The organism is Streptomyces sp. NPDC003036 (genome assembly GCF_040611175.1).
Lineage (GTDB): Bacteria > Actinomycetota > Actinomycetes > Streptomycetales > Streptomycetaceae > Streptomyces.
This window is the reverse complement of record NZ_JBEXNO010000046.1, coordinates 14,748-29,221: the sequence shown is the minus strand read 5'-3', so window position 1 is coordinate 29,221 and position 14,474 is coordinate 14,748. Positions and strand designations below refer to the sequence as shown.

Below are 14,474 nucleotides of genomic sequence, written 5' to 3'. Positions count from 1 at the left end.
CAGACACGCGAAAGGGCCTCCCCGGTCACCGGGGAGGCCCTTTCCGCTGCGGGATCAGCTGCGGATCAGCCGCCGAACTCCTGCAGACCCTTCAGCGCCTGGTCCAGCAGCGCCTGCCGGCCCTCCAGCTCACGCGTCAGCTTGTCGGCCTTGGCGTCGTTGCCCGCCGCCCGGGCCGCGTCGATCTGCTTCTTCAGCTTGTCGACCGCGTCCTGGAGCTGCCCCGTCAGACCCGCCGCACGCGCGCGTGCCTCCGGGTTCGTACGCCGCCACTCGGCCTCCTCGGCCTCCTGGATGGCCCGCTCCACGGCGTGCATCCGGCCCTCGACCTTCGGCCGGGCGTCGCGCGGTACGTGCCCGATGGCCTCCCAGCGCTCGTTGATGGCCCGGAAGGCCGCGCGGGCCGCCTTAAGGTCCGTCACCGGCACCAGCTTCTCGGCCTCGCCGGCGAGCTCCTCCTTCAGCTTGAGGTTCTCGGCCTGCTCGGCGTCACGCTCAGCGAAGACCTCGCTGCGCGCGGCGAAGAAGACGTCCTGGGCGCCGCGGAAACGGTTCCACAGCTCGTCCTCGTGCTCGCGCTGGGCGCGGCCCGCCGCCTTCCACTCCGCCATCAGCTCCCGGTAGCGGGCGGCCGTGACACCCCAGTCCGTGGAGCCGGACAGCGCCTCCGCCTCGGCGACCAGCTTCTCCTTGACCTTGCGGGCCTCCTCGCGCTGCGCGTCCAGGGACGCGAAGTGCGCCTTGCGCCGCTTGGAGAACGCCGACCGGGCGTGCGAGAACCGGTGCCACAGCTCGTCGTCGGACTTCCGGTCGAGCCGCGGCAGGCCCTTCCAGGTGTCCACCAGCGCCCGCAGCCGCTCACCCGCGGCCCGCCACTGCTCGCTCTGGGCCAGCTCCTCGGCCTCGACGACCAGCGCCTCCTTGGCCTTGCGGGCCTCGTCGGTCTGCTTGGCCTTCTGGGCCTTGCGCTGCTCGCGCCGCGCCTCGACGGTCGCGACCAGCTGGTCCAGCCGCTTGCGCAGCGCGTCGAGGTCACCCACGGCGTGGTGCTCGTCCACCTGGTGACGGATGTGGTCGATCGCGGCCATCGCGTCCTTGGCCGACAGATCGGTGGTCTTCACCCGCTTCTCGAGGAGGCCGATTTCGACCACCAAGCCCTCGTACTTGCGCTCGAAGTAGGCCAGCGCCTCCTCGGGGGAACCGGCCTGCCACGATCCGACGACCTTCTCGCCGTCGGCTGTACGCACGTACACGGTGCCCGTCTCGTCGACGCGGCCCCACGGGTCGCTGCTCACAGCGCCTCCTCCACATGATGCCGACGAGGGCGGTCACCCCCGGGCATCGTCCACAGTTCCCTGACGGGCCTCGCCCGCCCTCCACAACGCGCCAGTCGAGGTCGCGCTGCACAACGCCAATCTAGGCGACCGGCCGCCCGGCTGTCCGCACCCAGCGCGACCGAAATTCAGCAGTTCACGCGTCACTCCGCCCCGAGTGGACGGGACGCGCCTCACGCCTTGCCGACGGTGGCCTTCTCGATGGTGACGGCCTTCTTCGGCGCGCCGTCCGTGGTGCCGCCCTCGGCCCCGCCCTCGGCGATCTCCTGGACGGCCTTCAGGCCCGCCGCGTCCATCGTGCCGAACGGGGTGAACTGCGGGGGCAGCTTGGTGTCCTTGTAGACCAGGAAGAACTGGCTGCCGCCGGTGTTCGGCTGCATGGTGTTGGCCATCGCCACCGTCCCGGCGGGGAAGGTCACCGTGCCGTCCGCGCCCGCCTTGCCCAGCGCGCTCAGGTTCTCGTCCGGGATGGTGTAGCCGGGGCCGCCCGTGCCGTCGCCCTTCGGGTCGCCGCACTGGAGCACGAAGATGCCCTGGGTGGTGAGGCGGTGGCACTTGGTGTTGTCGAAGTACTTCTTGTCCGCGAGGTGCTTGAACGAGTTCACCGTGCGCGGGGTCTTCGCCGCGTCCATGGCGATCTTGATGCCGCCGTGGTTCGTGGTGAGCGCCATCGTGTACTTCGCCTTGGCGTCGATGGCCATCTTCGGCTCCGGCGCGGAGCTCTCGCTCGCCGACGGCGACGGCGGGAGCTCGACGGGCTTCTTCGCGTCCGCGGCGGACTCGGAGCGGAAAGTGGTGTACGCCCCGGCGCCGACCACCAGCACCGCCACGACCGAGGCGATGATGACCGTGTTGCGGCGCTTGGCCTTCTTACGGGCCTCCTCACGGCGCTTCATCTGCCGCTCGTACTTCTCTCTGGCGAGCTGGCGCCGCCGCTGATCGCTGCTGACCACCGGGGTTTCTCCTTGTCGGTTGTCGGTCGGTTGTCGGCCGTCCGCCCGTTCCCACCTGTCCTGGCGGAGCGTGCCCGTACCGTATACGGGTTGGCTGTGAAATGAGCAGCGCCGGTAGGCTCTGATCTGCTGCATTCTTCCGCCGGACGACTTTTTAAGGACGATCGTGCTCATTGCCGGGTTCCCCGCCGGGGCCTGGGGGACCAATTGCTACCTGGTCGCCCCCGCCGCCGGTGAGGAGTGCGTGATCATCGACCCGGGCCACCAGGCCGCCCAGGGAGTCGAGGAGACGCTCAAGAAGCATCGGCTGAAGCCCGTCGCCGTCGTGCTGACCCACGGCCACATCGACCACGTCGCCTCCGTCGTCCCGGTCTGCGGCGCCCATGACGTACCCGCGTGGATCCACCCCGCCGACCGGTACATGATGAGCGACCCCGCCAAGGCCCTCGGCCGCTCCATCGGGATGCCGCTCATGGGCGAGCTGACCGTGGGGGAGCCGGACGACGTCCACGAGCTCACCGACGGGGCGAAGCTGAGCCTCGCGGGTCTGGAGCTGACCGTGTCGCACGCGCCCGGCCATACCAAGGGGTCGGTGACCTTCGGCATGCCCGAGGCGGCGGACATCCCGCCCGTCTTCTTCTCGGGCGACCTGCTGTTCGCCGGCTCCATCGGACGCACCGACCTGCCGGGCGGTGACATGGACGAGATGCTCGCGTCGCTGGCCCGCGTGTGCCTGCCGCTCGACGACTCGACCGTGGTGCTGTCCGGCCACGGTCCCCAGACGACCATCGGCCGCGAGCGCGCCACCAACCCGTACCTGCGGGAAGTGGCCGCCGGCCTCGGGAGCGCGGACGCTCCCCGACGAGGAATGTGACGAGACTTTCCGTGAGTACTTTCCAGGCCCCCAAGGGCACGTACGACCTGCTTCCGCCGGACTCGGCGACGTACCTGGCGGTACGCGAGGCCATCGCCGCGCCGCTGAGGAACTCCGGCTACGGCTACGTCGAGACCCCCGGCTTCGAGAACGTCGAGCTGTTCGCCCGCGGTGTCGGCGAGTCCACCGACATCGTCACCAAGGAGATGTACGCCTTCGAGACCAAGGGCGGCGACAAGCTGGCCCTGCGCCCCGAGGGCACCGCGTCCGTGCTGCGCGCGGCGCTGGAGGCCAACCTCCACAAGTCGGGCAACCTCCCCGTCAAGCTCTGGTACTCGGGCTCGTACTACCGCTACGAGCGCCCGCAGAAGGGCCGCTACCGCCACTTCTCGCAGGTCGGCGCCGAGGCGATCGGCGCGGAGGACCCGGCGCTCGACGCCGAGCTGATCATCCTCGCCGACCAGGCGTACCGCTCGCTGGGCCTGCGTGAGTTCCGCATCCTGCTGAACTCCCTGGGCTGCCGCGAGTGCCGTCCGGCCTACCGCGAGGCCCTCCAGGGCTTCCTGCGCGACCTGGACCTGGACGAGGACACCCGCCGCCGCGTCGAGATCAACCCGCTGCGCGTCCTCGACGACAAGCGCGCCGAGGTCCAGAAGCAGCTGGTCGGCGCGCCGCTCCTGCGCGACTCCCTGTGCGAGGCGTGCAAGGCGTACCACGAGCAGGTGCGCGAGCTGCTGACGGCGGCGGGCGTCGCCTTCGAGGACGACGAGAAGCTGGTGCGCGGCCTGGACTACTACACGCGCACGACCTTCGAGTTCGTCCACGACGGCCTCGGCTCCCAGTCCGCGGTCGGCGGCGGCGGTCGCTACGACGGCCTCTCCGAGATGATCGGCGGCCCGGCCCTGCCGTCCGTCGGCTGGGCCCTGGGCGTGGACCGCACGGTCCTGGCGCTGGAGGCGGAGGGCATCACCCTCGACCTGCCGGCGACGACGAGCGTCTTCGCGGTGCCGGTGGGCGAGGAGGCGCGCCGGATCCTGTTCGGCGTCGTCACCGAGCTGCGCCGGGCCGGGGTCGCGACCGACTTCGCGTACGGCGGCCGCGGCCTGAAGGGCGCCATGAAGATGGCCAACAGGTCCGGTGCCCGGTACACGCTGGTCGCCGGCGAGCGCGACCTGGCCGACGGCGTGGTCCAGCTCAAGGACATGGAGTCCGGCGAGCAGGAAGCGGTCGCGCTGGACTCGGTCGTCGAGGTCCTCCAGGCGCGCTACGCCTGACACGCACGCACGCCCGGGGCGGGGTCCGGTCATGGCCGGACCCCGCCCTTCTTATGTCCACCGAACGGCGGAGGGCGACCCGGGTGCGGCAAAATGATCCCTGCCCACCAGCTTCCGAACGATGGAACGGCGATATGACGACTGCGACGGTTCAGGACGTGTCCCCGGACTCCCGTGCGGGTACGGGGTCGAGCCGGGCGTTCGCGTGGATGCTGGTGGTCACGGGCGCGGCGGGGCTCCTCGCGGCGTGGGTGATCACGCTGGACAAGTTCAAGCTGCTGGAGGACCCGACCTTCACACCGGGCTGCAGCCTGAACCCGGTCGTCTCCTGCGGCAACATCATGAAGAGCGAGCAGGCGTCGGCCTTCGGCTTCCCCAACCCGATGCTCGGCCTGGTCACGTACGCCATGGTGATCGCCATCGGCGTCGCGCTGCTCGGCGGCGCACGCTTCCGCCGCTGGTACTGGCTGGGGCTGAACGCGGGCACGCTCTTCGGCGTCGGCTTCTGCATGTGGCTGATGTACCAGTCGCTGTACGAGATCAACGCGCTGTGCCTGTGGTGCTCGCTGGCGTGGGTCGCGACGATCGTCATGTTCTGGTACGTGACCTCGCACAACGTCCGCAACGGGCTGCTGCCCGCGCCCCGCGCGCTGCGTGGCTTCTTCGACGAGTTCACCTGGGTCCTGCCGGCCGTCCACATCGGGATCATCGGGATGCTGATCCTCACCCGCTGGTGGGACTTCTGGACCAGCTGACCGGCCGGCTGACCGGCCCGGCCGGGACTGTCAGTGGGCTGACATAGGCTTCTGGATGTGGAGCCCGACCTCTTTACCGCCGCAGCCGAAGACCGCCAGGAGAAGGACCCGGCCGGCCGCCCCCTGGCCGTCCGGATGCGCCCGCGCACGCTGGACGAGGTCGTCGGCCAGCAGCATCTGCTCAAGCCCGGATCGCCGCTGCGCCGCCTGGTCGGCGAGGGCGCCGGCGGCCCGGCGGGCGCTTCCTCCGTGATCCTGTGGGGGCCGCCCGGCACCGGGAAGACGACCCTGGCGTACGTCGTCTCGAAGGCGACCAACAAGCGCTTCGTCGAGCTGTCCGCGATCACGGCCGGCGTCAAGGAGGTCCGCGCGGTCATCGACGGGGCCCGCCGCGCGGCCGGCGGGTTCGGCAAGGAGACCGTCCTCTTCCTCGATGAGATCCACCGCTTCAGCAAGGCCCAGCAGGACTCGCTCCTGCCGGCGGTCGAGAACCGCTGGGTCACCCTCATCGCCGCCACCACCGAGAACCCCTACTTCTCGGTGATCTCCCCCCTGCTCTCCCGCTCGCTCCTGCTCACCCTGGAACCGCTCACCGACGACGACATCAGCGGCCTGCTGGAGCGCGCGCTCGTCGACGAGCGGGGCCTGGGCGGCGCGGTCACCCTGCCCGAGGACGCCCGGGCGCATCTGCTGCGGATCGCGGGCGGCGACGCCCGCCGGGCGCTGACCGCCCTGGAGGCGGCCGCCGGTGCGGCGATAGCCAAGGGGGAGCCGGAGATCACCCTCGCCACCCTGGAGGAGACGGTCGACCGGGCGGCGGTGAAGTACGACCGGGACGGCGACCAGCACTACGACGTGGCGAGCGCGCTGATCAAGTCGATCCGCGGTTCGGACGTGGACGCGGCCCTGCACTATCTGGCGCGGATGATCGAGGCGGGGGAGGACCCGCGGTTCATCGCCCGCCGGCTGATGATCTCCGCCAGCGAGGACATCGGACTCGCGGACCCGACGGCGCTGCCCCTCGCGGTCGCGGCGGCCCAGGCGGTGGCCATGATCGGCTTCCCGGAGGCGGCTCTCACGCTGAGCCACGCCACGATCGCGCTCGCCCTGGCACCGAAGTCGAACGCCGCGACGACGGCGATCTTCGCCGCCCAGGCGGACGTGCGGAACGGGCTGGCGGGACCGGTGCCGCCCCATCTGCGTGACGGCCACTACAAGGGCGCGGCCAAGCTGGGCCACGCCCAGGGATACGTCTACCCCCACGACGTCCCGGGCGGCATCGCCGCCCAGCAGTACGCACCGGACGCGATCCACGGCAAGCGGTACTACGAACCGACGCGGTACGGCGCGGAGGCGCGGTACGCGGACGTGGTGGAGAAGGTCCGCGAGCGGCTGCGCGGCGAAGGCACCGCCTAGTCGGTGCCGGCGGGTCAGCTCCGCGCCGCCTGGAAGAGGGTGTGCATGGCGCGCCGCAGCCCGTGGACGTCCTTCACCGGCGTGGGGAAGTCGAAGCGCGCGTCGAACGCACCCCCGGCCGCGTCGCGGCACCGCACCCGCAGCCCGAACCGGTCCACCGCGAGCGGCACGACGCTCTTCACGTCATCGCGCCCGAGCAGGGTGCTCAGGGCCTGGACGTGGTCGTCGTGGGCGGCGGCGAGGTGCTGGAGCAGTTCGGTCTCGTACGCGCTGAGCGGGTCGGGCCGGGCGGCCGCGAAGTCCTCGGGCTCGACCGCCGCGTCGCCCCAGAGGTCGTCGACGTGCACCTCGCCGACCTCCAGGCGCAGCATCATGTGGCCGGGGGCGGCGATGCCGGGCGCGCTGGTCAGCCAGCCGGAGACCCAGGCGCGGCCGCGGATCCGGTCGGGGACGGCGACCGGGGCGACGTCGGTCAGCTCCAGTACGGCGGGCAGTTCGTCGTCCTGCGCGTGCGTCGCGGCGCGTACGGCCGGGGAGTCGGCGGGGTACAGCAGGAAGATCTCGCCGCCGGTGCCGACGGTCCGTGCGTCGGGCACCAGCTGCTCGGGGCGGGCGCCCTCGGTCCCCGGCGCGATGAGTACCGCGGAGCATGTACTCTGTACGAGAGTTCGTGTGCGCTCGGCTGCTGACGGCATCCGGGCGGTTTCAAGCCCGCTGGGACGCGGCTGACCATGAGCTGATCGGACCTCCGTCACATCGATGCTCTGCGAGGCAGGAGCATCGCTCTTTGTGCTGCAGTCTGTGATGCGCGTGGTGTTCCCAGGGCTCGACATGCGATCTCCTTGATTAAGGTAAGCCTAACCTAACCTATATCGGAGGTCTGGAGAACGTGCCTAACCAGTCGCGTCCCAAGGTCAAGAAGTCCCGTGCGCTCGGTATCGCGCTGACGCCGAAGGCCGTCAAGTACTTCGAGGCTCGCCCCTACCCGCCGGGTGAGCACGGCCGTGGCCGCAAGCAGAACTCGGACTACAAGGTCCGTCTGCTCGAGAAGCAGCGTCTGCGTGCCCAGTACGACATCAGCGAGCGCCAGATGGCGCGTGCGTACGACCGCGCCAAGAAGGCCGAGGGCAAGACGGGCGAGGCGCTGGTCGTCGAGCTCGAGCGCCGCCTCGACGCCCTGGTCCTGCGTTCGGGCATCGCCCGCACCATCTACCAGGCCCGCCAGATGGTCGTCCACGGCCACATCGAGGTCAACGGCCAGAAGGTCGACAAGCCGTCCTTCCGCGTGCGCCCCGACGACGTCGTGATGGTCCGCGAGCGCAGCCGCAGCAAGACGCTGTTCCAGGTCGCCCGCGAGGGTGGCTTCGCCCCCGACGGCGAGACCCCGCGCTACCTCCAGGTCAACCTGAAGGCCCTGGCCTTCCGCCTGGACCGCGAGCCGAACCGCAAGGAAATCCCGGTCATCTGCGACGAGCAGCTGGTCGTCGAGTACTACGCCCGCTGACGCAGGCGTAGCCTCACCGGCTTCGAGCCCGCCGCTTCCCGTTGGGGAGGCGGCGGGCTCTCCGCGTTCCCGGGTCGCGTTCCCGGGCCGCGTTCCGGGGCCGTGTTCCGGGGCTCCCGGCCCCCTCAGGCCGACGGCGCCGAGCGCGCCCGTGCCTCCTCCGGCCCGCCCGCCAGCGCCCGCGCCACCGTCGCCTCCAGGGGCAGGGCCCGCCCCTCCGCCTCGTACGCGCGATAGCGCTCCGCGCCCAGCAGCTCGGTCGCCCGCTGTTCGCACAGGGCGCGGGGCGCACCGAAGTAGCCAGAGCCGAACAGGGGCAGGCCGACCGCCTCCCACATCGGCGCGGCCGCGCCCTGGAGCACCGCCGCCTCCGCCGGGTCCCCCTCGCTCGCCGTCACCAGCGCGAGCAGCTCCACCGCCAGCACCAGGCCCACCAGGTCGTGGAAGGCGTGGTCGATGGCGATGCACTCGCCGAGCAGGCCCCGCGCCTCGCCGTGCTCGCCGCGCGTCCAGGCCGCGTAGGCCAGCACGTACAGCGCGTACGCCCGGGTCCACCGCTCGCCGCGCTCCTCGCAGACCTCGCGGACCTCCCGGCACAGCGCCACCGCACCGTCGAGGTCCCCCAGGAACACCTTCGCCATGGCCAGTTCGACCTGACCCATCAGCACCTGGCTGTTGAGCTCGCCCAGCGCGCGGTAGGCCTCCTGCGCCCGCCCCAGCAGCTCCTCGGCGTACGGCATGTCGTCCGAGACCAGCGCCAGACACCCCATCCGGTGGACGGCGTACGCGGCGGCCAGCGCGTTCCCCGCACGCGCCGCGTCCTCCTCGCAGGTGGAGAGCGCGGCCATCGCCGCGGTGGTGTCGCCCTGAAGGATCGCCACATAGCCCAGCACCCACAGCGCCTTCAGCCGCGCCTCGCCGTGGCGGGACTCCAGCGCCACGGCCCGGTCCAGCCAGTGCCGGCCCTCCGCGAGCCGCCCGCAGCCCACCCAGTAGAACCACAGCGTTCCGGCGAGGTGCTGCGCCAGGTGCGCTTCGCCGGGCTCCTCCAGGCACAGCTCCAGCGCGGCCCGCAGATCGGGCAGGGCGCTGTCGGTGCACGCCGCGACCTCGGCCTGGCGCGGGCCGAACCAGTCCAGCTCGCACCACGCGGCCAGGCCCAGGTACCAGTCCCGGTGCCGCCGCCGCAGCCGCTCCTCGTCACCCAGCGCCGACAGCCACTCGGCGCCGTACGCCCGGACCGTGTCGAGCATCCGGTACCGCACGCCCGCCGCCGTGTCCTCGCGTACCACCACCGACTGGGCGATCAGCTCCCCGAGCACGTCCAGCACCCGCTCGGCGGGCAGCTGCGGGCCGGCGCACACGTACTCGACGGCCTCCAGGTCGAACGGCCCGGCGAAGACCGACAGCCGCGCCCACAGCAGCCGCTCCTCGGGCGTGCAGAGCTCATGGCTCCAGCCGATGGCGGTCCGCAGCGTGCGATGGCGCGCGAGCTCACCCCTGGCCCCGCAGGTCAGCAGCCGGAAACGGTCGTCGAGCCGGCGCAGCAGGCCCTCCAGGCCGAGGGCCGGCAGCCGCCCCGCCGCCAGCTCCAGCGCCAACGGGATGCCGTCCAGGCGGCGGCACAGCTCCCGTACGGCGCCGGGGTCGGCGGCCCGGAAGCCGGGCACGGCCGCCGCGGCCCGGTCGAGGAACAGCCGCACCGCGTCGTCGTCGGACATCGGCGCCAGCGGCAGCACCGCCTCGCCGTCGATCCGCAGCGGCCTGCGCCCGGCGGCCAGCACGGTCAGCCCCGGCGCACGGCACAGCAACTCCCGTACGAGCGCGGCGCACCCCTCCACGAGGTGCTCGAAACCGTCCAGCACGAGCAGCAGCCGCCGCTCGGCGAGGTACTCCACCAGCACCTCGCGCGGCGGCCGGCACGTGTGGTCGGTCAGGCCCAGCGCCTCCATCAGCGCGTGCTCCAGCAGCCCCGCGTCCCGCAGGGTGGCGAGCCCGGCCAGCCGGACCCCGTCGCAGGAGCGTTTCGCCACGCCGTCGGCCACGGTCGCCGCGACGCGCAGGGCCAGCCGGGACTTTCCCACCCCGCCGACGCCCACCACCGTCACGAGCCGAAACTCCGTCAGGAGTCGTCGCAGCTCGCCCAGTTCGCCCTCGCGCCCGACGAACCGGTTCAGCTCTGCCGGAAGGTTGCTCCGTCGCATGAAACACGGAGGGTACCGAGACCGCAGCGCTCCGTACAATCGGACCGTACGGCTCCGCTGGGTTCGTCCTCATCTCCGCCCCAGGCCACGCGTAATGCGGTTCGGGGAGCGCGGGCGGGCGCGATAGGCTCGGATCACGACTTTTCGAAGCATCCATTGAGAGAGCGGTGCGCAGTGACCGGTGGAGAGGTTGCCGGGATTCTGGTGGCCGTCTTCTGGGCGATCCTGGTCTCCTTCCTGGCCGTGGTGCTGGTGAGGCTGGCCCAGACGCTGAAGGCGACCACCCGGCTCGTGGCAGAGGTGACGGAGCAAGCGGTTCCGCTACTGGCCGACGCCTCCACGACGGTGCGCGCCGCGCAGACCCAGCTGGACCGGGTCGACGCCATCGCGACGGACGTCCAGGAGGTCACCTCCAACGCCTCCGCACTCTCCACCACGGTCGCCTCGACGTTCGGCGGACCGCTGGTCAAGGTAGCGGCGTTCGGCTACGGCGTACGCCGGGCGATGAGCCGGAGCAGAAACGACAAGCCGGCCGAGCAGCCCCGGCGCACGGTCGTCGTCGGCCGTACGGTGCCGTCGGCCCGGAGCAGCAGGAAGAAGCGGAAGGGCTGAGGCAGGGATGTTCCGCCGTGCTTTCTGGTTCACCGCGGGCGCAGCAGCCGGCGTGTGGGCCACCACCAAGGTCAACCGCAAGCTCAAGCAGCTGACCCCCGAGAGCCTCGCCGCGCAGGCCGCCGACAAGGCGATCGAGACCGGCCACCGGCTCAAGGACTTCGCGCTCGACGTCCGCGCGGGCATGCTCCAGCGCGAGGCCGAGCTGGGCGAGGCGCTGGGTCTCCAGGCGCCGGTCGACGACCGCGCCCTCCCGGCCCCGCGCCGGGCGGCGGCGCTGGAGCCCGGGGCCCACCACCCGGACCCCGACCGCCGGGACCCGCACCACCCCCGTACCCACCACTCGTACAACCGGAATGAGGACCACTGATGGAGTCGGCTGAAATCCGCCGCCGCTGGCTGAGCTTCTTCGAGGAGCGCGGGCACACCGTCGTCCCTTCGGCGTCGCTCATCGCGGACGACCCGACTCTGCTCCTCGTCCCCGCGGGCATGGTCCCGTTCAAGCCGTACTTCCTGGGTGAGGTCAAGCCGCCGTTCGCGCGCGCCGCCAGCGTCCAGAAGTGCGTGCGCACGCCGGACATCGAGGAGGTCGGCAAGACCACCCGGCACGGCACGTTCTTCCAGATGTGCGGCAACTTCTCCTTCGGCGACTACTTCAAGGAAGGCGCCATCAAGCTCGCCTGGGAGCTGCTGACCAGCTCCGTCGAGCACGGTGGCTACGGCCTCGAGCCGGAGAAGCTCTGGATCACCGTCTACCAGGACGACGACGAGGCCGAGCAGATCTGGCGCGACGTCGTGGGCGTCCCCGCCGAGCGCATCCAGCGCCTGGGCAAGAAGGACAACTTCTGGTCCATGGGCGTCCCCGGCCCCTGCGGCCCCTGCTCCGAGATCAACTACGACCGCGGCCCCGAGTTCGGCGTCGAGGGCGGCCCGGCCGTCAACGACGAGCGGTACGTCGAGATCTGGAACCTCGTCTTCATGCAGTACGAGCGCGGCCAGGGCACCGGCAAGGACGACTTCGAGATCCTCGGCGACCTCCCGAGCAAGAACATCGACACGGGCCTCGGTCTGGAGCGCCTGGCGATGATCCTCCAGGGCGTACAGAACATGTACGAGACCGACACCCTGAAGGTCGTCATCGACAAGGCCACCGAGCTGACTGGTGTGCGCTACGGCCAGGACCAGGAGAGCGACGTCTCGCTCCGTGTGGTCGCCGACCACATGCGCACCTCCGTGATGCTCATCGGCGACGGCGTCACCCCCGGCAACGAGGGCCGCGGCTACGTGCTGCGCCGCATCATGCGCCGCGCCGTCCGCAACATGCGCCTGCTGGGCGCCTCGGGCCCGGTCGTCGGCGAGCTCGTGGACACCGTCATCCGCACGATGGGCGAGCAGTACCCGGAGCTGGAGACCGACCGCAAGCGCATCGAGACCGTCGCGCTCGCCGAGGAGGCCGCGTTCCTCAAGGCCCTCAAGGGCGGCACCAACATCCTCGACACGGCCGTGACCGAGACCAAGGCCGCCGGTGGCACGGTCCTCTCCGGCGACAAGGCGTTCCTGCTCCACGACACCTGGGGCTTCCCGATCGACCTCACCCTGGAGATGGCCGCCGAGCAGGGCCTCTCCGTGGACGAGGAGGGCTTCCGCCGCCTGATGAAGGAGCAGCGGGAGCGCGCCAAGGCCGACGCCCAGGCCAAGAAGACCGGCCACGCCGACGTCTCCGCCTACCGCGCGATCGCCGACACCGCCGGCGCCACCGAGTTCGTGGGCTACACCAACACCGAGGGCGAGACGACCGTCGTCGGCCTGCTCGTCAACGGTGTGTCCTCGCCCGCCGCCACCGAGGGCGACGAGGTCGAGGTCGTCCTCGACCGCACCCCCTTCTACGCCGAGGGCGGCGGCCAGATCGCCGACACCGGCCGCATCCGGCTGCACAGCGGTGCCGTCATCGAGGTGCGCGACGTTCAGCAGCCGGTCCCGGGCGTCTCGGTCCACAAGGGATCGGTGCAGGTCGGCGAGGTGACCGTGGGCTCCACGGCGTACGCCACGATCGACGTCAAGCGCCGCCGGGCCATCGCCCGCGCCCACAGCGCCACCCACCTCACCCACCAGGCGCTGCGCGACGCCCTCGGCCCGACGGCCGCCCAGGCCGGTTCGGAGAACCAGCCCGGCCGGTTCCGGTTCGACTTCGGTTCGCCATCCGCCGTGCCGCAGGCCGTCATGACCGACGTCGAGCAGAAGATCAACGAGGTCCTCGCCCGCGAGCTCGACGTGCACGCCGAGGTCATGCCGATCGACGAGGCCAAGCGGCAGGGCGCGATCGCCGAGTTCGGCGAGAAGTACGGCGAGAAGGTCCGCGTCGTCACCATCGGCGACTTCTCCAAGGAGCTGTGCGGCGGCACGCACGTCCACAACACCGCCCAGCTGGGCCTGGTGAAGCTGCTCGGCGAGTCGTCGATCGGCTCCGGCGTGCGCCGTATCGAGGCCCTCGTCGGCGTCGACGCGTACCACTTCCTCGCCAAGGAGCACACGGTCGTCGCCCAGCTCCAGGAGCTGGTCAAGGGCCGCCCCGAGGAGCTGCCGGACAAGATCTCCGCCATGCTCGGCAAGTTGAAGGACGCCGAGAAGGAGATCGAGAAGTTCCGCGCCGAGAAGGTCCTACAGGCCGCCGCCGGGCTCGTCCAGGGCGCCAGGGACGTACGGGGCGTGGCCGTGGTGACGGGCCAGGTGCCGGACGGCACGTCCGCCGACGACCTGCGCAAGCTGGTCCTCGACGTGCGCGGCCGCATCCCGGGCGACCGCCCGGCCGTCGTCGCGCTGTTCACCACCGCCAACGGCCGCCCGCTGACGGTCATCGCCACCAACGAGGCCGCCCGCGAGCGCGGCCTGAAGGCCGGCGAGCTGGTCCGTACGGCCGCCAAGACCCTCGGTGGCGGCGGTGGCGGCAAGCCGGACGTCGCCCAGGGCGGCGGCCAGAACGTCGAGGCGATCGGCGAGGCCGTCGAGGCCGTCGAGCGGCTCGTCGCGGAAACGGCCTGATGCGACGCGGCCGTCGCCTCGCGATAGACGTCGGGGACGCCCGGATCGGGGTCGCCTCGTGCGACCCCGACGGGGTCCTCGCGACGCCGGTGGAGACCGTGCCGGGGCGGGACGTTCCGGCCGCGCACCGGCGGCTGCGGCAGATCGCCGAGGAGTACGAACCGATCGAGATCGTCGTCGGGCTCCCTCGCTCCCTCAGCGGGGGCGAGGGCCCGGCGGCGGCCAAGGTCCGGGCCTTCGCCCAGGAGCTCGCCCGCTCGGTCGCGCCGGTGCCGGTGCGGCTGGTGGACGAGAGGATGACCACAGTGACGGCCACTCAGGGACTCCGTGCGTCGGGCGTCAAGTCCAAAAAAGGCCGGTCTGTGATTGACCAAGCAGCCGCTGTGATCATCCTCCAGAATGCTCTTGAGTCCGAACGGGTATCCGGTAATCCGCCCGGCGAGAGCGTCGAAGTGGTCATCTGATCGCGATACGGTAACGTTCCGCGCGATGCGGCGCGTTCGAACAAG

General features: G+C 71.4%; 13 protein-coding genes. 9 read left to right on the top strand and 4 right to left on the bottom strand.

Translation table 11 applies throughout. From position 1 onward, the window contains the following. Nucleotides 1-65: 65 nt before the first annotated feature. Nucleotides 66-1,295, bottom strand: coding sequence for a DUF349 domain-containing protein (locus ABZX67_RS27995; RefSeq protein WP_355365593.1), 1,230 nt, complete (start codon nucleotides 1,293-1,295; stop codon nucleotides 66-68). A 212-nt stretch (nucleotides 1,296-1,507) separates the two neighbouring features. After that, entirely contained in the window at nucleotides 1,508-2,287 is a 780-nt protein-coding gene (locus tag ABZX67_RS27990) for a peptidylprolyl isomerase (RefSeq protein ID WP_355365590.1), read from the bottom strand. 166 nt (nucleotides 2,288-2,453) lie between these two features. On the opposite strand from ABZX67_RS27990, the gene ABZX67_RS27985 reads away from it, so the two are divergent. From ABZX67_RS27985 to ABZX67_RS27970, 4 genes are all read left to right on the top strand, one after another. Then, nucleotides 2,454-3,161, top strand: a complete 708-nt coding sequence (locus tag ABZX67_RS27985) for an MBL fold metallo-hydrolase (RefSeq protein WP_355365587.1) — start codon at nucleotides 2,454-2,456, stop codon at nucleotides 3,159-3,161. Nucleotides 3,162-3,172: 11 nt separating this feature from the next. Then, nucleotides 3,173-4,435, top strand: a complete 1,263-nt coding sequence (hisS, locus tag ABZX67_RS27980) for a histidine--tRNA ligase (protein WP_355365584.1) — start codon at nucleotides 3,173-3,175, stop codon at nucleotides 4,433-4,435. A 134-nt stretch (nucleotides 4,436-4,569) separates the two neighbouring features. Further along, a complete protein-coding gene (locus ABZX67_RS27975; protein WP_355365581.1) occupies nucleotides 4,570-5,190 on the top strand; it encodes a vitamin K epoxide reductase family protein in 621 nt (206 codons plus the stop codon). A gap of 57 nt (nucleotides 5,191-5,247) precedes the next feature. Further along, the gene (locus tag ABZX67_RS27970; RefSeq protein WP_355365578.1) at nucleotides 5,248-6,606 is read left to right on the top strand and encodes a replication-associated recombination protein A; all 1,359 of its coding nucleotides are present in this window, start codon (nucleotides 5,248-5,250) and stop codon (nucleotides 6,604-6,606) included. A 14-nt stretch (nucleotides 6,607-6,620) separates the two neighbouring features. Here ABZX67_RS27970 and ABZX67_RS27965 read toward each other — a convergent pair whose 3' ends face one another. After that, nucleotides 6,621-7,301, bottom strand: coding sequence for a DUF2470 domain-containing protein (locus tag ABZX67_RS27965; protein ID WP_355365575.1), 681 nt, complete (start codon nucleotides 7,299-7,301; stop codon nucleotides 6,621-6,623). Between the two features lie 194 nt (nucleotides 7,302-7,495). On the opposite strand from ABZX67_RS27965, the gene rpsD reads away from it, so the two are divergent. Further along, on the top strand, nucleotides 7,496-8,110 hold the full coding sequence (gene rpsD / locus ABZX67_RS27960) for a 30S ribosomal protein S4 (protein ID WP_010470463.1): 615 nt from the start codon (nucleotides 7,496-7,498) through the stop codon (nucleotides 8,108-8,110). 125 nt (nucleotides 8,111-8,235) lie between these two features. Here the strand turns inward: rpsD and ABZX67_RS27955 are convergent, their stop codons facing one another. Then, nucleotides 8,236-10,314 carry a regulator gene (locus ABZX67_RS27955; RefSeq protein ID WP_355365571.1) on the bottom strand — a complete coding sequence of 693 codons (2,079 nt, stop codon included), beginning with the start codon at nucleotides 10,312-10,314 and terminating at the stop codon, nucleotides 8,236-8,238. A gap of 174 nt (nucleotides 10,315-10,488) precedes the next feature. Here ABZX67_RS27955 and ABZX67_RS27950 point away from each other — a divergent pair, with 174 nt between their 5' ends. From ABZX67_RS27950 to ruvX, 4 genes are read left to right on the top strand one after another with little or no spacing between them, the layout of a single operon-like run. Beyond that, nucleotides 10,489-10,926, top strand: coding sequence for a DUF948 domain-containing protein (locus ABZX67_RS27950; RefSeq protein ID WP_355365568.1), 438 nt, complete (start codon nucleotides 10,489-10,491; stop codon nucleotides 10,924-10,926). A 7-nt stretch (nucleotides 10,927-10,933) separates the two neighbouring features. Beyond that, nucleotides 10,934-11,296 carry a DUF6167 family protein gene (locus ABZX67_RS27945; RefSeq protein WP_355365566.1) on the top strand — a complete coding sequence of 121 codons (363 nt, stop codon included), beginning with the start codon at nucleotides 10,934-10,936 and terminating at the stop codon, nucleotides 11,294-11,296. Further along, nucleotides 11,296-13,965, top strand: coding sequence for an alanine--tRNA ligase (gene alaS / locus ABZX67_RS27940; protein WP_355365563.1), 2,670 nt, complete (start codon nucleotides 11,296-11,298; stop codon nucleotides 13,963-13,965). Before ABZX67_RS27945 ends, alaS begins: the two co-directional genes overlap by 1 nt. Then, the gene (ruvX, locus tag ABZX67_RS27935; protein WP_355365560.1) at nucleotides 13,965-14,429 is read left to right on the top strand and encodes a Holliday junction resolvase RuvX; all 465 of its coding nucleotides are present in this window, start codon (nucleotides 13,965-13,967) and stop codon (nucleotides 14,427-14,429) included. Before alaS ends, ruvX begins: the two co-directional genes overlap by 1 nt. Nucleotides 14,430-14,474: the final 45 nt, after the last annotated feature.